The sequence below is a fragment of the Microbacterium hydrocarbonoxydans genome (assembly GCF_900105205.1).
Classification (GTDB): domain Bacteria; phylum Actinomycetota; class Actinomycetes; order Actinomycetales; family Microbacteriaceae; genus Microbacterium; species Microbacterium hydrocarbonoxydans.
Genome location: NZ_FNSQ01000005.1, coordinates 218,220 through 235,511, shown reverse-complemented (window position 1 = coordinate 235,511; position 17,292 = coordinate 218,220). Strand labels below are relative to the sequence as shown.

Sequence of the window (17,292 nt, the reverse complement as noted above, 5' to 3'; positions counted from 1 at the left end):
TCGAAACCAGGGGAGCTATCCTCGGAGTATGACGAGCCACGACCTCCCGCGCCGAGCGACGATCGCCGATGTCGCCCGTGAGGCGGGGGTGGCGACCTCCACGGCATCCGTCGTCTTCAGCGGCAAGGCCAACGTGGCGCCCGCGACACGTGAGCGGGTGCTCGCGGCCGCCGCCGAACTCGGCTACGCGGGACCCGATCCGCGGGCCGCATCATTGCGTCGTGGGCGCAGCGGGATCGTCGCGGTCGTACTCGAAGGGCACCTGCGTGCGGCGTTCCTCGATCCGGTGACGACGGCGATGATGGACGGACTCACCGACGGCATGGCCGATCTCAGCGCCGGCATCCTGCTGCTGCGTGATGAGCCGGGCGACGAGGGGTCCTCTCTGACCAACGCCCCCGTCGACGCGGTCGTGCTGATCGGATGCTCGGGGCGCACCAAGGCGTCGCTCGACATCGTGCGCAGTCGGGGTCTGCCGGTCGTCGTGATCGAGGGCGACGCCGGTGAGGGCATCCCGCGGATCACGCTCGACAACACCACCGCGGCCGCCGATGTTGCCAGGCACCTCCATGATCTCGGGCACCGCGACGTCGCGCTGGTCACGCTGCCGCTCGACACGGACCGCGAACGCGGGCCGGTCACCCAGCCGCGCATCGACGCCGCCACGGTCGATGTGACGATCGACCGTCTCGCCGGCATGCGGGAGGTCTTCCCCGATGCGCCGGCGATCTCCGCAGGCGGGAGCCTGATCGATGAGGGGCTGCTGGCGGGGCGCCGACTGCTGGCCGATCCCGCCGCGAGGCCGACGGCGATCCTCGCCCAGAGCGACCTGATCGCGGTCGGCGTCATCCGTGCCGCCGAGGAGCTCGGGCTGCGGGTTCCCGAGGATCTGTCCGTCGCCGGCTTCGACGGAATCGCCGCCGACGGACTCGGCGATCTCGTACTGACCACGAGTGTGCAGCCTGCGGTCGAGAAGGGGCGGGCGGCCGGCGAGCAGGTCGCGCGGATGCTCCGCGGGGAGCCGGGTCTCACCCTGCACCTGACCTGTCGGTTCCGGGCGGGCACGACGACGGCCGCGCCGCGGCGCTGATCCGCCGCAGCGGCTCCGGGCGGAGCTGCCGCACGCAGCCTGCGAAGGAGATCTCGCGGTGCGCAGGAGCTGTGCTCGCGATGGATCCTTCGCTGCGTGAGTTCTCCTTCGTTGCGTGAGTTCTCCTTCGCTGGGAGTGGTCAGACGGGGGCTGCCGCGCGGCGTCAGGAACGCTGCGGACCCAGCGGGAGGGCCTGCTCGCCGAAGTCGAGGATCGAGTATCGGCCGCAGTCGACCACCTCGTCGGGAACCACCGCCACCGGCAGATCCCACTGCACGGTCTGCGAGTCCTCGACGAGGAACGACACCTCGCCCACATCGAAGTCGGTGCGATTCACCAGCCAGGCGTAGCCGTTGAGCTGATGATCGACCTGCACGAGATGCGACGGGTCGGCGAGATGCAGTTTCGGTAGGCGCACGGTCCAGAACTGACCGGCGCCCGTGCGCTTTGACGCATCGACCCAGTCGGTCACGCAGGCGAGATCGACGTCGGGCTTCGAGGCGGCATCCGACAGTCGCGGGATGCTGAGCGCACCCCCGACGAGCAGAAGCACGGCGATTCCGGCTGCCACCCTCGATCGCACGCGCACACTGATGTGCACGACGCGCGGGGAGGCCACGAGGGCGAGCAGGGGCATGAACGCCACGGGCTGCAGGTACCGCGCGGCGTGCGTGCCGAGTGCGATGGCCCCGACGACGACGACGATCAGCGGAGCAGACCAGGCGACGACCGCGACCAGGCGCGAGCCGGTGTCCTCGGCGCGACGGGATCCCACGATCGCGAGGACCAGGAGCGCGACCACGAGGATCGCCCCGAGCGCGCCGAGCGGATGCTGCAGGCGTTCGGTGAGAAGGCGTCCGTAGTACTGGAGTGATTCCGCCCAGAGGGCGGGCTGCGCGTATCCCACTCCGGTGTTGGCGATCCACGGCGCGAACGGGATGCGCAGGACGATGCCGAGAGCGGTGCCGCCGAGGAGCGGGACGAGCATGGTGAGAATCGGCGCGCGCGGCGTCGCGCGGAGGGCGAGGATCGCGAGCACCGCGACCACGGTGATCGTGGCCCACACCGCGAACAGCGGATTCGACAGCGTCGCGACGGTCGAGACGAGACCGAGGGTGATCAGGAGAGCGACGGTGCGGCCACCGCGCTCCCCGCGCTCGCCGCAGTCGAGGATCCGTCGCGCGAGGCCGATCGAGAGGACGACGGCGACGACGGTCGAGGAGTAGTACGTGGTCGTCAGCTGCAGCGACGCGAGGTCCAGCGCATCGCGGGACGCCGACACATCGGTCATCGCCAGGATGCCGAAGACCCCGAGTGCGATGACCGACCAGGCCACCGGCGCCCGGCCCTCGCCGGCTCGCCCCGCCGCCACTCGGATGGCGCCGTACAGGGCGAGCAGGTTCAGCACCGCGCTCACCGCGAGTATCGCGTTCACGCCGAGAGGCAGAGCGAGGTCCAGGGCTGAGTACCCTGCGGTCTCCGGCAGGAACAGCACGCTCGACATCGCCCAGTCGAGCGCATCGCCCGAAAGCAGCGAGCGCGAGAGCAGCGCGACGACGAGCGAGTCCCCGTCGCGGAACACGAGGTCGGCGCGGGCGGACGACGCGACCGGCCCGGCGGTGACGAGCGCGATGGCGGCAGCGCTGGACCAGCCGGCCAGCTCCCTCATCCACCTCCGCGTCACGGAGCTACTCTGCCACTCCTCGCGCGCTTTCACGGCGCGTGGACGACCGCATCCGCTCGCGGGGCATGGCCACGGACGCGAGTCGACAGGTCAGGAGATCTGCGCGCGGAGGTCCCAGATCTGCTCGAGAGGCGCGGTCCCCTCGGCACCGTCGGCGTCGCGGAAGACCTCGACGAACCGGCCGATGTCGGCCTGCCAGGCGTGGTCGGCCGGGTCGTCCTTCAGCGCGGCGACCGCGGCATCCCAGTCGTCGCAGTCGACCAGGTGGAACAGCCGCTGGCCGGAGCGCCAGATCGTCCAGTCGTGGATGCCGATGCGAGCGAAGGTCTCGGCGAGTGCATCGGGGATCCGCGCGTGATTCGTGCGGTAGTCGTCGACCGCGCCGTCGCGGATCTCGGAGTGCAGGGCGATGCGCATGGGATGCCTTTCGTCAGTCACGAGCGCGGAACGAGACGGCGACCGGCGTCGCGCCGGCGGCCACATCGACCAGGATCGCACCATCCGCGCGCTCGGCAGCAATCGGCTGCTCTCCGACTCGCGCGGTGCTCTCGTCGAGCACGCCGTCAGGATCGGGCAGGGCGACCCGCCCCTCCTGCTCGATGAGGAGGCTGCCGGGCGCACCGACATCGAGAACCTCTTCGACGTGCCGGCGGATCACCGTCGCGTGCGGGACTACTCGCGGGACGGCGTGCTGCGGTCGATCGAGCAGTCGCTCGAGCGGCTCGGCCTCGACCACATCGACATCGTGCTCGTCCACGACCCGGACGAGCACGAGCGGGAGGCTCTCGAAGGCGCCTTCCCCGCCCTCAGCGAGCTGCGCGACCAGGGCGTCATCCGCTCGTTCGGCGCCGGCATGAACCAGAGCTCGATGCTCGCGCGATTCGTGCGGGAGACGGATGCCGACGTCATGATGGTCGCCGGGCGCTGGACCCTCCTCGATCGGTCGGCGGCAGACGACCTGATGCCTCTCGCGGCGCAGCGCGGCGTCTCCGTGCTCGCGGCCGCAGTGTTCAACTCCGGCATCCTCGCGATGGATGACCCCGCCGAGGGCGCCACGTTCGACTACGGACCCGCGGATGTCTCGCCCACGCCCGTCCGCGAGGCGCTGACGCGACTGGAGGCTGAGGGGCTCGTCGCGAAACGCGCGCTGAAGGGATACGCCGCCGCACCGCTGCTCGACGAGGCCGGCCTGCGTGACCTCTACGACATGCGCGAGCTGCTCGAGCCGGAAGCCGCGCGCCGCGCCTCGACCCAGCTCGATCAGGACGTCGAGAGCGAGCTGTCGGCGTCGGTCGTGAAGATGCGCACGGCATCCGCTCCGGACGACGACGAGACCTTCCGCAACTATCGACGGTTCATCGACGAGGACCTGCACTTCCATCATCTGATCGCCGAGCAGGCGCAGAGCCCGCTGCTCTCCGAGGCCATCGTGCGGCTGCGCTCGCACATGCACCTCTATCGACTGAACTTCCGCCACGACTTCGAGCACGACACGGTCAGCGAGCACGAGCGCATCCTGGAGGCGCTGCGTCGTCGCGACCCCGCTGCGGCTGCGGAGGCGATGCGGACCCACATCGAGAACTCATACCGGCGGCTCGGTCCCGCGCTCGCGCGGCGGGCCGAGAACGCGTCCGAATGATCTGATTTTCCGTTTCTCAGCATGCACAATGCCCTGAATCCCGGGGATGCGCAGGCATTTGGGTGATCGGACGGTGAGAAGACCGGCCCGAAAGCGCGGGAAATCAAGGTAAACTCGATATCGACACCCGCCCGCCCGCCTGAGCCGCCCCCGGCCGACGAGCCCTGAGGAGCCGCGTATATGCTGACGCTCCTCGCCGTGTTCCTCCTCGGGTCGCTGCTCATGCCCGTGCTGGTGCGATGGCTGGGGTCTCAGGCATTCGCCATCGCCGCACTCATTCCCGCAGCGGCATTCGTCCACGCGCTCGTGCTCACTCCGCAGGTGCTCGACGGGCCTGCCCCGTTCGTGTCCCTCGCCTGGATCCCGCAGCTCGGGCTGAACCTGTCGATGCACATGGATGTGCTCGGCTGGGTGCTCACCCTCATCGTCACCGGCGTCGGCGCCCTCGTCCTGCTGTACTGCCGCTGGTACTTCCACGACGACTCGGCGGGGATCGGCCAGTTCGCCGCCGTGCTGCTCGGGTTCGCGGGCGCGATGTACGGCCTCGTCCTGACCGACGACCTGGTCATGCTCGTCATGTTCTGGGAGGTGACGAGCATCCTCTCGTACCTCCTCATCGGCCACTACCGCCGCCGCGCGGCCAGCCGTCGTGCGGCACTGCAGGCGCTGCTGGTCACCACGCTCGGCGGGCTCGTCATGTTCGTCGGGGTCGTGCTGCTCGTGGTCGATGCCGGGACCTCCAGCATCCGCGCGATCCTGGAGCTCGCCCCGACGGGTCCTGTCGTCGACGCGGCCGTGGTGCTGCTCCTCGTCGGCGCGATCAGCAAGTCGGCGATCTTCCCGTTCCACTTCTGGCTGCCCGGCGCAATGGCCGCCCCCACCCCGGTCAGCGCCTACCTGCACGCCGCGGCGATGGTGAAGGCCGGCATCTACCTGATCGCCCGCTTCGCCCCGATCTTCGCGTTCACCGGACCGTGGCGGCCCATCATCATCTCGCTCGGCATCGTCACGATGCTGCTCGGCGGGATCCAGGCGCTCCGCGAGACCGACCTCAAGCGCATCCTCGCGTTCGGCACCGTGAGCCAGCTCGGCTTCTTCTCGGTGGTCATCGGCTACGGGACGCAGGCATCCGCTCTCGCCGGTCTCGCCCTCGTGATCGCGCACGCGCTGTTCAAGTCCGCGCTCTTCCTCATCGTGGGGGTGATCGACCGGCAGCTCTCGACGCGTGACGTCGACGAGCTGAGCGGGGTCGGGCGGCAGGCTCCGGTCATGGCGACTGCGGCATTCATCTCGATCGCCTCGATGGCGGGGATCGCTCCGACCCTCGGGTTCGTCGCCAAGGAGTCGACGCTCACGGCACTTCTCGACGACGCCCTGCACGGATCCCCGTGGGGTCTCGTGGCGATCATCGGCGTCAGCCTCGGATCTATTCTCACAGCGGCATATGGCATCCGCTTCCTGTGGGGAGCCTTCTGGACCAAGCGGGATGCCGCCGGTGATCGCCTCCCGGACACCGCGTGGCCCGACCCGCCGGTCGGCTTCCTCTCCGCGCCGATCATCCTGGCCGGCCTCACCCTCGCCGCCGGTATCGGCGCCCCTGCGCTCGACGTCGCTCTGCAGGGCTATGCGATCACCGCGACCCCCGGGTTGGATGCCGAAGGTGTCGCCGCAGAAGGACCGGGACACCTCGCCCTCTGGCACGGTCTCGAGCCCGCGCTCGGCATCTCGATCCTGTCGATCCTGCTCGGCGCCGCCGTGTTCCTGCTGACTCTGCGCACCGGCTGGGACCGCAAGGCGCGTCTCATCCGCTTCACCGCCGCAGACGTCTACTACCTCGTCGTGCGGGGCGTCGACCGCCTGTCAGTGCTCAGCACCACCCTCACCCAGCGCGGTTCGCTGCCGGTGTACGTCGGCACCATCTTCGTGGTCTTCGTCACCGCCGAGATCACCGCGCTGGTCGCCAGCGACGTCGACCGGTTCCAGCTCTCCGCGTGGCACACCCCGGCGCAGCTCGTCGTGGCGCCGATGATGGCGGCGGCCGGCGTCATGGCCGTGCGCGCGCAGAAGCGGTACACCGGCGTCGTGCTGGTCTCCATCACCGGGCTCGGCATGGTGGTGCTGTTCGCGACCAGCGGCGCCCCCGACCTGGCGCTCACCCAGATCCTCGTCGAGACCGTCACGATGGTCACCTTCGCTCTCGTGCTGCGGCGGCTGCCTGCACGCATGGGCGAGCACAACGCCTCGGTCGGACGCATCCCCCGCGCGCTCCTCGGAGTCGGCGTCGGCCTCACGATGGCGCTCGTCGCGGTGGTCGCGACGCAGTCGCGCGTCGCACACCCCATCTCGGAGATGTTCCCGCAGCTCGCGTACGACATCGGCCACGGCAAGAACGTCGTCAATGTCGCGCTCGTCGACCTCCGCGGCTGGGACACGATGGGCGAGCTGTCGGTGCTCGTGCTCGCCGCGACCGGAGTCGCCTCGCTCGTTTTCGTCACCCATCGCGCCGACATGCTCGCGGCCACGAAGACCCTGCCCAAGGCACGACGCCGTCGCACGCTCAGCCGTCCGCTCGTCGAGACCACCGAGGGCGTCCGCTTCCAGACCGACGAGAACGAGAGCAGCCCCCGCGCCTGGCTGGTCGGCGGCCCGAGGATGAAGCCGGAGAACCGCTCGATCCTGCTCGAGGTGATCGTGCGCGTGCTGTTCCACACGATCATCGTCGTATCGATCTTCCTGCTGTTCTCGGGTCACAACCTTCCTGGCGGCGGCTTCGCCGGCGGTCTGGTCGCCGGAATGGCCCTGGTGATGCGTTACGTCGCCGGCGGACGCTGGGAGCTCGGCGCGGCCGCCCCCACGGATGCCGGACGCCTGCTCGGCGCCGGACTCATCCTGGCGGTCGGCACCGCTGTGGTGCCACTGTTCTTCGGCCTCGCTCCGCTCACCAGCAACTTCTGGGAGTGGGAGGTCCCCGGCATCGGGCACATGGAGTTCGTCACCTCGACGATCTTCGACGTGGGCGTGTACCTCGTCGTCATCGGCCTGGTGCTCGACGTGCTGCGCAGTCTCGGCGCCGAGGTCGACCGCCAGGCGCAGGAGTTCCGCGAGCGGGGGGTGACCATCTGATGGATGTCTCCCTCACCCTGATCGTGATCATGGCCGTGCTGTTCGCGTGCGGTGTCTACGCGATGCTCGAGCGCAGCCTCACCCGGGTGCTGATCGGGTTCCTGCTGCTCGGCAATGCCACCAATCTGCTGCTGCTCATCGTCATGGGCGTCCCGGGCAATGCGCCGTTCTTCGGCACCGAGGGTGAGCTCAGCGATCCGCTGCCGCAGGCGCTCACCCTGACCGCCATCGTCATCACCTTCGCCGTCTCGGCGTTCCTGCTCGCCCTCATCTACCGCTCCTGGCAGCTCGGCCAGGCCGACACCGTCGAGGACGACGAGGCCGACATCGCGCTGCGCGATCGCACCGACGCCGACGAGGACCTCATGGACGACGAGGCCGACGCGGCGGACGACGAGGCCACCACCGACTTCGTCGGAGTGCAGACCGCGCCGATCACCGTGCTCCACATGCGCGATCACCCCGCGCTCCAGGACGACGCACCGATGGATCGGCCGACGGCATCCCGTCCCGGCTCCGCAGCCGCCGCCGTGGATTCCGCGAACGCAGAGCGGGAGGCGGCTGAGGACGCGGCTGCAGCAGGCTCCGTGCTCGACGGCGAATCGGCCCCGCCGGACGACGACGGCTCCGAATCCACGGCCTTCCGCACCGACGCCGACACCCATGCGTCGCAGGCCCACGAGACCGACGCGGCCGATGCTGCATCGGACATGGCGGCAGACACGGCATCCGATGACAGTGCGCCCGAGCACACCGACGACGGGGAGGATCGCCGATGAGCGCCCTCGTCCCGCTGCTGGTCGCCCTGCCGCTGCTCGGCGCCGCCGTGACCCTGATCTTCGGGCGCAATCCGCGCCTCCAGGCGTTCGTCACGGTGGCCACGCTCGCGATCGTCTCGGTCATCGCGGCGGTGCTGCTCGTCGCCGTCGACGCGGGCGCGCCGCTCGCGGTCTCGGTGGGCGGGTGGCCGGTGCCGTTCGGCATCGTGCTCTACGTCGACAGGCTCGCCGCGCTCCTGGTGCTCATCTCGAGCATCGTGCTGGTGGCGGTCCTCCTCTTCTCCATCGGCCAGGGTGCCGCCGACGGGACGGACGAGACGCCGATCTCGATCTTCAACCCGTCGTACCTCATCCTCGCCGCCGGCATCTTCAACGCCTTCATCGCGGGCGACCTCTTCAACCTCTACGTCGGATTCGAGATCCTGCTCGTCGCGTCGTACGTGCTGATCACGCTCGGCAGCACGGAGTCCCGCATCCGCACCGGCGCCGTCTACATCGTCGTCTCGCTGGTCTCGTCGATCCTGTTCCTCGCCTCGATCGCGATGATCTACGGGGCGCTGGGAACCGTGAACATGGCCCAGATCGCCGAGCGGATGACGGAGCTGCCGCAGGAGACGCAGCTCGTGCTGCATCTCATGCTCGTGATCGCCTTCGGCATCAAGGCCGCGATCTTCCCCGTGTCGTTCTGGCTGCCTGACTCCTATCCGACGGCGCCGGCACCGGTCACCGCGGTGTTCGCCGGCCTGCTCACCAAGGTCGGCGTCTACGCGCTGATCCGCACCGAGACCCAACTGTTCGCCGAGAACAGCATCGACACCGTGCTGCTGATCATCGCGCTCGCGACCATGATCGTCGGAGTGCTCGGCGCCGTCGCGCAGGCCGAGCTGAAGAGGATCCTGTCGTTCACGCTCGTGAGCCACGTCGGTTACATGATCTTCGGTCTGGCGATCGCGACCCCCGCGGCCATCGGGGCGACGGTCTACTACATCGTCCACCACATCATCGTGCAGACGACGCTCTTCCTGGCCGTCGGACTCATCGAGCGCCGGGCGGGGAGCACCTCGATCCTGAGGGTGAAAGGACTGCTCAAGGTCGCGCCGGTGATCGCCGTGCTCTACTTCATCCCGGCGATCAACCTCGGTGGACTGCCCCCGTTCTCCGGATTCATCGGCAAGTTCGCGCTGTTCGAGGCCGCGGCATCCGTCGGAACGCCTCTCATGATCGTGCTGATCGTGGGCGGCATCGTCACCTCGCTCCTCACGCTGTACGCGCTGATGCGCGCCTGGAACCTGGCGTTCTGGCGCGAGGAGGAGGACTCGGCGGAGACGGAGGGCCGCATCTCCTACCTCGGCAACGCCCCGGCCGCCGACGAGCAGCAGGAGCGTCGCCGCATCCCGCGCATCATGACGGTCGCGACCGCCGGGATGGTCGGCGTCACCGTGGCGCTGACGGTCTTCGCCGGGCCGCTCTACGCACTCTGCGACCGTATCGGCGCGACGCTGTTGGAGCCCGTGAGCCTCGTGCAGCTGGAAGACGAGGTGGACGGATGACCCCCACCGAGACCGGGCGTCACTTCTGGCGCGACATCCGGGTGCAGCTGCCGTTCCTGGCCTGGCTCGTCGTGCTCTGGATGCTGCTCTGGAGCCAGTTCACGGTGCTCGCCTTCGTCTCGGGGCTCGTGGTCGCGGTGTTCGTCACCCGCGTGTTCCGGCTGCCGACCGTCGAGCTCTCCGGGCGGATCAACATCTGGTACGCGGCGCTGCTGGTCGTGCAGTTCCTGTTCGCGGTGCTGCGGGGTGCACTCGCGGTCACCGTGCAGGTGTTCGACTTCCGGCATCAGCCGGGTGCCGCGATCATCGCGGTTCCGCTGAAGTACGCCGACGACCTGATGATGACCCACGTCTCTGTCGTCTCGTCTCTCGTGCCCGGTTCGCTCGTCGTCGAGGCCGACCGGGACCGCCAGGTGCTCTACCTGCATGTGATCGGAGTGCGGAGCATCGCCGACGTCGAGAAGCAGCGCGAAGGGGTACTGCGGTGGGAGCGCAGGGTCGTGCGTGCGCTCGGCGCGCCCGCGCAGTACCGTGCCCTCAAGGCGGACGAGCGTGCGCAGCGATCGGGTTCCGCGGGCGCAACGAAGGGCGGTGCCCGATGAATGTGCTGATGATGGCGATCATGGTCGTCTTCGGGGTGGCCGCCATCCTGACGATCATCCGCATCGTGCGGGGGCCGTCGATCCTCGACCGCGCCGTGGCATCCGACGTGCTGCTCACCGAGGTGATGTGCGTGCTCGGTGCCGAGATGGCGATCAACGGTCACACGCGCAGCATCCCGGTGCTGCTCATCATCGCGGCCGTCGGCGTCTTCGGATCGATCTCGGTCGCCCGCTTCGTCGCCAGAAGGGACAACACGACCCCATGAACGTGTTCGGTCTGGCCATCCCCGACGCCGTCATCGACGTCGCCATCCTTGTGCTCATCCTGCTCGGAGCCGTGCTCTGCCTCTCGGCCGCCGTCGGGCTGCTGCGGTTCCGGGACGTGCCGTCGAGGCTGCATGCCGCGACGAAGCCCCAGGTGCTCGGTCTCATCCTCATCTGCCTCGCGATCGCGCTGTCGCAGCGGACGGTGGGCAGCATCCTCGTCGGACTCGCGCTGGTCGCCCCCATCGTGCTGATGCAGTTCGCCACCGCGCCGCTGTCCGCGCACATCGTCGGTCGTCAGGCCTATCGCAACGGGACGACCGATGAGCGCAGCCTCGTCGTGGACGAGCTCGCGGAATCGAAGCAGACGCCCCCGGCCGCCGGCTGAGGGGGCGACGCAGCTCCGCCCGGGTGTGCTCTGCCCGCGTCTGCACGGCCCCGCCCCGGGCGCTCGTGCGGAGCCGCCATGGTTCGCAACTCAGCATGAGCGGGTGCTGATCCCTCTGAACGGGCCATATGACCATTCGGCGTGAAATCCATGCTGAGACGTGAACAGCGAGGGCTGGTGCCACTCCTCCTGCACCTAACTCTGCTTCGGGCGAGTCATCCCTGATTGCGTGGAATGGGCCGGTGGAGGCACGCCGCCATCCGCACACTTCTGCGATGGGGAAGAACGTTGACACCGTCGCGCAGCGCACAGACGACACCTATTCGCGCACTGTCTTCACGCGCTCCGATCTGGTGCGGACGGGGATGACGGGGCGTCTGATCGCCGAGTCGGTCGAGCGGGGCGACCTCGTGCACGTGCGTCGCGATCGGTACGCACTGGCCTCGACGCACCGGGACATCGTCAGGGCGGTCCGCATCGGCGGTCGCGTGTCCTGCTTGTCGCTTCTCGTGCTGCTGGGCGTCTTCGTGTTCCGCTGCCGTGAGCTCCATGTGCTCGTGACTCCGGGCTCGTCTCGTCTCCGTGTCACGAAGGACGTGAAGGCCGTGCTCCATTGGAAGGTGCTGACGAGCGTGCGTGACAGCCTGCATGCGGCTCCGCTGATCGACGCCGTCGCGCACTCGGTGCTCTGTCAGGCTCCGCGCGAGGCGCTTGCCACGTTGGACAGTGTCGTTCATCACGGACTACTGACTCTCGATGAGCTGGCCACGATGTTCGCGGCGCTTCCTCTCCGATTCCGCCCTCTGCTCGTGCTCGTCGATCCGTCTGCCGATTCGGGTCCCGAGACGTTCATGCGACTCATGCTGCGGACGATGGGCGTCGCATACGAGACGCAGGTGTACCTCGACGGAGTCGGATACGTCGACTTCGTGGTGGACGGCTGGCTGATCATCGAGTGCGACAGCAAGGAGTTCCACGAGGGGTGGGAGAAGCAGGTCCAGGATCGCGGGCGCGACCTCGCCGCGGCCCGCCTCGGCTATGTGACCGTTCGGCCTCTCGCAAAGGACATTCTCAACGACCAGGCATCTGTGCGGCGGGCTCTCGAGCAGATCATCGCTGTGCTGGGGCCCAGGTTCAGTGACGTGCGCCGTTCACGACTCAGCACGGTTGCTCGCTGACCGCCGCAGAAGGGCGGAATCGACGCGATGTCGAGCGCTCGTGCTGAGTTGTGAACGGCACGGCGAAGAGACAGGCGGGTCAGAGCTTGTCGGCGAAGTCCTGGATCAGGCGCGCGGCGGGCTGAGAGTCGCTGATCAGCGTGCCGTGGCCGTGGTCGGGGATGACCTGCAGGTCGGCACCGGGGATCGCGTCGATGATCTCCTGGCACCACGTCATCGGTGCGAGGGGATCGCTCTCGCCCCGGAGCACCAACACCGGCTGCTCGATGCGCGCGAAGGCCTTCTCGGGTTCGTGGACGATCGTCGCCTTGATCTTGCGGATGAGGTGCGGACCGCCACGGAGGTACTCGCGCGCTCCGCGCCAGATCACCAGCGGGCGCTCGCCGACGAGGTCGGTGAGGAGGTAGCTCGCCTGGGCGGCGACGTTCCGAGCCGCCTTGTTCACGGTGGGTCCGGCCAACACGACGCCCTCGACGAGGGACGGATGCCGGGCCGCGAGCTCCGCCGCGATCTGACTGCCCATCGAGTGCCCGATCACCACGACCGGTCCCTCGCCGACATGGCGGAGGTAGGCGGCGACGAGGTCGGCGTGACGCTCCATCGTGAGCGTGCGGGTCGGCTCCGGCGCCTCGCCGAAGCCGGGGAGGTCGAGGGCGATCACGCGTCCTCGCAGACGCTGCACCACGTCGAGGTAGACGCTGCGTCCCATGCCGATGCCGTGCAGCAGCAGGAAGGTGTGCGGGCCTTCACCGAAGGTCTCCGCGATCAGCGTCGACCCTGCGTGCTCGAACTCGAGCAGCGTGACGGGTGTGCCTTTCGGGGCGAGGTAACTGGAGGCCACCTGCCCACGCTAACCGAGGCGACGGATCCCGGCGAATCGTGCTCGCACGCGCAGCACCGGTATATCGGCGGTCGACGGAGAGCGCTCGTCGCCCGTGAAAAGATGAAGGGTGTCTTCGTCCCACCCCGATCCCGGCTCCGATCGGTCGGGAGTCGACGCTCCCGAGACCGAGGACAGGCCCGCCCGCACGCACTTCTTCGCCCGGCTGTCCGCGGGGATGAGCGACCCGGTGCTGCGCGCGCTCGTCACCGCCACCGTCGTGTCGCGAGTGGGCCGAGGCGTCTTCCTCGCCGTCACCGTCCTCTTCTTCACCCAGGTCATCGGCCTCTCGCCCGCGCAGGCGGCCGTCGTGCTCGCCGTGTCGAGCGGATGCGGCGTGGTGGCCTCGTTCCTGGGCGGATGGCTCGCCGATCGCTGGAGCGCCCGCCGCCTCGCCTTCGGGTTCGAGCTGACCGGCGGACTCCTGCTCGCGGCGTATGCCTTCGTCGGCGACTTCGTCTCCGCGCTGATCCTCGCGAGCCTGTCGGGCTTCTTCGACTCGCTCGGTCACTCTTCGCGCTCGGCGATCATCGCGCGCGGGTTCGCACCGGACAAGCGAGTGCACGCGCGAGCGGTGCTGCGCACGGTCACGAATCTCGCGATCGCCGCAGGGTCCGGGGTCGCGGCGATCGCCCTGGTGCTCGGCACGGCAGAGGCCTATCGCTTCGTCATCGCCGGCGCAGGACTCCTCTGCGCACTCGGGTCGCTGCCCCTGCTACGGCTCACCTCGGCCGTCGACGCCCCGGCGCGCAGACGGGTGAGCTCGCTGCGCACCAAGACCGGATCGATCGATCTCGTGGCGGCGGAAGAGGCATCCGCCGAGCGCAGGGACTGGAATCGGCGGTCGCCATGGCGGGATCCGCGGTACCTGCTCCTCAGCGTGCTGTCGGCGGTGTTCGGGATGCAGTTCGGCGTCGCCGAGCTGGGCGTGCCGCTGTGGATCACCGAGCACACCACCGCGCCGGAGGCCACGTTCGCCGTGCTGCTGATCGTCAACACCACCCTGGTCGTGCTGTTCCAGGTGCGCGCCTCCCGCGGCACGCACGACGTCCGTGTCGCCGGTCGCGTGACGATGGTGGCCGGGTGGCTCATGGTGGCCGCCTGCCTGATCTACGCTCTGGCGGCCGGTCTGCCGACCTGGGCGGCGATCGCGATCCTCGTCGCGGGCATGGTCACCCACACGTTCGCCGAGATCCTGTCGCAGGCCGGAGCCTGGGGGTTGAGCTTCGAGCTGGCCGACCCGGTGCGCGCGGGCGCCTACCAGGGCGTGTTCGGGATGGGGTTCTCACTCGGAGCGCTCGCGTCGCCGATCGTGGTGAACGCGACGGCGCTCACGTTCGGGTTCGGGGGCTGGGCGATGCTCGCGGGGATCTTCCTCGCGGCTGCCGTCGGCATCTGGCTGATCGCCCGCCGCGCGGCCGCATCCGCCCCGCCATCCGCTCCGGCGCCCGCGTGACGCGCTAGCCGGCCGGAGTCAGCACCAGAGTGTGGCGGGTCGCCTTGTCGACCGCGTCTTCGGAGAACGCCCAGGGCTTCTGTGTACCGGCCGCCCAATCCGCCGTCTGGTCGACGTAGTGCTCATCGAACGCATGCCCGGATGCTCCGGTGAGGTGGATCCAGGTCGACGCGTCGAAGTCCGAGAGGTCGACCACCATCCGCATCGAGGGGACGGTCGTGGTGGCGTACGAGGTCCCGAGCTCCCAGCCGGTCGCATTCACCACTGAGGCGCCCCCGCCGACCGCATACGGCCCACGATTGAAGAGCGCCTCGATCGGCGCGATCCCGGAGGAGCCGAGGGTGTCGCTGGTGAGCGTGATGGCGTGCAGATCGCCCCAGGACCAGCCAGTGACGTCTTCGCCCTGCAGGGCGGACAGCTCGTCGTACGCCTCGTCGGCCGACAGCGCCAGCATCTCGTCCTGGCCGTCGACGTCGATGGCCTCATTGGTCCAGAGCGGGTCGGTGGGGTCGTCGAGCAGGTCGGCGACCACCGTGAAGAGGCGTCCCTGGCCGTCGGAGGGCAGCGGCTGCTCCCGTTCGGCGAACAGATTCTGCACGAGGTTCGACCACAGCACGTTCGCGTAGGCGGCAGCGGCGGAGGACGCCTCGTTCTGCGCATCCCACGTCTGCAGCAGATCGACCGCCTCGGCGGCATCCGCTCCCTCCACGTCGATGTCGGCGAGTGCGGTCGCAAGGCGCTTGCCGATCCACATCTCGCTGTCCATCTGGATGGCGCGCATGTCGTGCGCGGTCAGCGGCGCGACAGCGGCTTTCGCCTCGATCAGCTGGGTGATGCGAGCGGCGCGGTAGCCGTAGTCCCAGTCGCGCGAGAGGAAGTACGGGTAGTCGTCGGTGACGATCGCGTTGTTGGCGGTCACGATGTATCCGGATGCGGGGTTGTACGACACCGGCAGGTCGTCGAACGGGATGAATCCGGTCCAGTCGTAGCTGCTGTCCCAGCCGGGCTGCGGCATCCACCCGTCGCCCTCGCCACGGATCGGGAGGCGCCCGGGCGTCTGGTAGCCGATGTTGCCGTCGACGTCGGCGTAGATGAGATTCTGGGCGGGGACGTCGAACAGCGACGCCGCGTGGCGGAACTCGTCGAAGTCCCGCGCGGTGGACAGGGCGAAGATCGCGGTCGAAGCCGTACCCGGATCGAGAGCGGTCCAGCGCAGGCTCACGGCGTATTCGGTGCCGTCGTCGGTCGCGGCGGATGTCGGCGCCCCGTCGGCGACGAGCCCCGGCAGCGGATCATCGGCGATCGCGGTGAAGTCGTCCGTGAGGCCCGAGATGATCGGCCCGTGCACTGTCGAGCGGATCGTGAGTTCGATGTCGTCTCCGCCGGCGACCTCGATCGTCTCGGTGGACTCCTCGAGTGGGACGAGGGCGCCGTCTCGCCAATACTGATCGCCCTCGATCCGCTCGATATACAGGTCTGTGACATCGGTCGTCAGGTTCGTGAACCCCCAGGCGATGTTCTGGTTGTGCCCGATCACGACGCCCGGCAGACCGGAGAACGAGAACCCGCCCACGTCGAACGGGCAGTCGTCGGTGACCTCGCTGCACTTGAGTTGGACCTGGTACCAGACAGAGGGGAGCGAGGCGCCGAGGTGCGGATCGTTGGCGAGCAGAGGCATCCCCGTCTCGGTGAGGTCACCCGATACCACCCAGGAGTTGGATCCGATCCCCTCGCCCACGTCGCCGACCAGCAGGCTGGCCGCCTCGATCACGTCGGTGGCCTCCTGCCATTCGATGGTGGTGGCCGCCTGCTGCATCTCGCCGTCGTGCGCATCGGCGGTGAAGGCTGCCGGTTCCGCATCCGTTCCGAGATCGGGAACGGTCGAGATCTTCGGGACGATGACCGGATGCTCGTCGAACGGGTAGGCGGGGTAGAGCTTGTCGAGCAGTCCGGGCGTCTCCGCAGCATCGGCTTCTGCGGCGAGATCGGAGGCGAGCAGGGCGCGCTCCGCCTCGTCCTCGATGTTGCCGCGCAGGTCCCAGGCCATGGCCTTCAGCCAGGCCACCGAATCCGCCGGTTCCCACGGCTCGGGGGCGTACTCCGGGTTCTGTATGCCGAGAACGGCATACTCCAGCGAGAGCTCGGAACCGGAGCGCGAGGAGAGGTACGCGTTCACGCCGTCGGCGTAGGCCTCGTAGTAGCCGCGGGTGACGTCATCCATCGCCTCCACCTCCGCCTCGGCGACGGTGCGCCACCCGAGCGTGCGGAGGAAGGCATCCGTTCCCGCCTGCGATTCGCCGAACATCTCGGCCACACGTCCCGCCGTCACGTGCCGGCGGAAGTCCATCTCGAAGAACCGGTCCTGGGCATGGACGAAGCCCTCGGCGTAGAACAGGTCGTGAGTGAAGTCCGCCGTGATGGTCGGGATGCCGCGGTCGTCGCGCTGCACGGTGACCTCGGACTGGAGTCCGTCGAGCGGGAGGGTGCCCTCGGTCTGCGGGAAGGAGCGCTGGATGGTCCACGTCACGAAGAACGCGAGGGCGACGGCGATCACGAGGATGCCGGCGACGACGAGGAAGGCGATGCGGCCGATACGTGCGGCCAGGGGGGCGCGCGAGAGCGCGGCGGATTCGGGCGAATCGGTTGTCATCGTCGAGA

Annotated in this window: 13 protein-coding genes and 1 pseudogene; 10 read left to right on the top strand and 4 right to left on the bottom strand. The window is 68.9% G+C overall.

Going from position 1 to position 17,292, the window contains the following annotated elements; genetic code table 11:
* Positions 1 to 28: 28 nt before the first annotated feature.
* Positions 29 to 1,090: a LacI family DNA-binding transcriptional regulator gene (locus BLW44_RS01330; RefSeq protein WP_060927899.1), complete on the top strand. Its 1,062-nt coding sequence runs from the start codon at positions 29 to 31 to the stop codon at positions 1,088 to 1,090.
* Positions 1,091 to 1,254: 164 nt separating this feature from the next.
* Here BLW44_RS01330 and BLW44_RS01325 read toward each other — a convergent pair whose 3' ends face one another.
* Positions 1,255 to 2,775, bottom strand: a complete 1,521-nt coding sequence (locus BLW44_RS01325) for a hypothetical protein (RefSeq protein WP_060927898.1) — start codon at positions 2,773 to 2,775, stop codon at positions 1,255 to 1,257.
* Positions 2,776 to 2,865: 90 nt separating this feature from the next.
* Positions 2,866 to 3,192 carry an L-rhamnose mutarotase gene (locus tag BLW44_RS01320; protein WP_060927897.1) on the bottom strand — a complete coding sequence of 109 codons (327 nt, stop codon included), beginning with the start codon at positions 3,190 to 3,192 and terminating at the stop codon, positions 2,866 to 2,868.
* Here BLW44_RS01320 and BLW44_RS01315 point away from each other — a divergent pair.
* The 8 genes and pseudogenes from BLW44_RS01315 to BLW44_RS01280 all read left to right on the top strand — a co-directional run bounded on the left by BLW44_RS01315 (position 3,191) and on the right by BLW44_RS01280 (position 12,298).
* Positions 3,191 to 4,414, top strand: a complete 1,224-nt coding sequence (locus tag BLW44_RS01315; protein ID WP_245647455.1) for an aldo/keto reductase — start codon at positions 3,191 to 3,193, stop codon at positions 4,412 to 4,414. The two genes, BLW44_RS01320 and BLW44_RS01315, sit on opposite strands and share 2 nt — an antisense overlap.
* Positions 4,415 to 4,594: 180 nt before the next feature.
* Positions 4,595 to 7,537, top strand: coding sequence for a Na+/H+ antiporter subunit A (locus BLW44_RS01310; RefSeq protein WP_060927895.1), 2,943 nt, complete (start codon positions 4,595 to 4,597; stop codon positions 7,535 to 7,537).
* Positions 7,537 to 8,037 (top strand): annotated as a pseudogene (locus tag BLW44_RS01305) (Na(+)/H(+) antiporter subunit C); the annotation flags it as partial. The gene BLW44_RS01310 and the pseudogene BLW44_RS01305, both read left to right, overlap by 1 nt.
* Positions 8,038 to 8,312: 275 nt before the next feature.
* Positions 8,313 to 9,866 carry a Na+/H+ antiporter subunit D gene (locus BLW44_RS01300; protein WP_060927894.1) on the top strand — a complete coding sequence of 518 codons (1,554 nt, stop codon included), beginning with the start codon at positions 8,313 to 8,315 and terminating at the stop codon, positions 9,864 to 9,866.
* A complete protein-coding gene (locus tag BLW44_RS01295) occupies positions 9,863 to 10,468 on the top strand; it encodes a Na+/H+ antiporter subunit E (RefSeq protein ID WP_060927893.1) in 606 nt (201 codons plus the stop codon). Before BLW44_RS01300 ends, BLW44_RS01295 begins: the two co-directional genes overlap by 4 nt.
* Positions 10,465 to 10,734, top strand: coding sequence for an MrpF/PhaF family protein (locus BLW44_RS01290; protein ID WP_060927892.1), 270 nt, complete (start codon positions 10,465 to 10,467; stop codon positions 10,732 to 10,734). Before BLW44_RS01295 ends, BLW44_RS01290 begins: the two co-directional genes overlap by 4 nt.
* A complete protein-coding gene (gene mnhG / locus BLW44_RS01285; RefSeq protein WP_060927891.1) occupies positions 10,731 to 11,120 on the top strand; it encodes a monovalent cation/H(+) antiporter subunit G in 390 nt (129 codons plus the stop codon). Before BLW44_RS01290 ends, mnhG begins: the two co-directional genes overlap by 4 nt.
* A 275-nt stretch (positions 11,121 to 11,395) precedes the next feature.
* On the top strand, positions 11,396 to 12,298 hold the full coding sequence (locus BLW44_RS01280) for a hypothetical protein (protein WP_060927890.1): 903 nt from the start codon (positions 11,396 to 11,398) through the stop codon (positions 12,296 to 12,298).
* A 79-nt stretch (positions 12,299 to 12,377) separates the two neighbouring features.
* Here the strand turns inward: BLW44_RS01280 and BLW44_RS01275 are convergent, their stop codons facing one another.
* Entirely contained in the window at positions 12,378 to 13,139 is a 762-nt protein-coding gene (locus BLW44_RS01275; RefSeq protein WP_060927889.1) for an alpha/beta fold hydrolase, read from the bottom strand.
* Positions 13,140 to 13,248: 109 nt separating this feature from the next.
* On the opposite strand from BLW44_RS01275, the gene BLW44_RS01270 reads away from it, so the two are divergent.
* Positions 13,249 to 14,634 carry an MFS transporter gene (locus BLW44_RS01270; RefSeq protein ID WP_245647454.1) on the top strand — a complete coding sequence of 462 codons (1,386 nt, stop codon included), beginning with the start codon at positions 13,249 to 13,251 and terminating at the stop codon, positions 14,632 to 14,634.
* Positions 14,635 to 14,638: 4 nt separating this feature from the next.
* Here BLW44_RS01270 and BLW44_RS01265 read toward each other — a convergent pair whose 3' ends face one another.
* Positions 14,639 to 17,284, bottom strand: coding sequence for a penicillin acylase family protein (locus tag BLW44_RS01265; protein WP_060927888.1), 2,646 nt, complete (start codon positions 17,282 to 17,284; stop codon positions 14,639 to 14,641).
* Positions 17,285 to 17,292 lie beyond the last annotated feature (8 nt).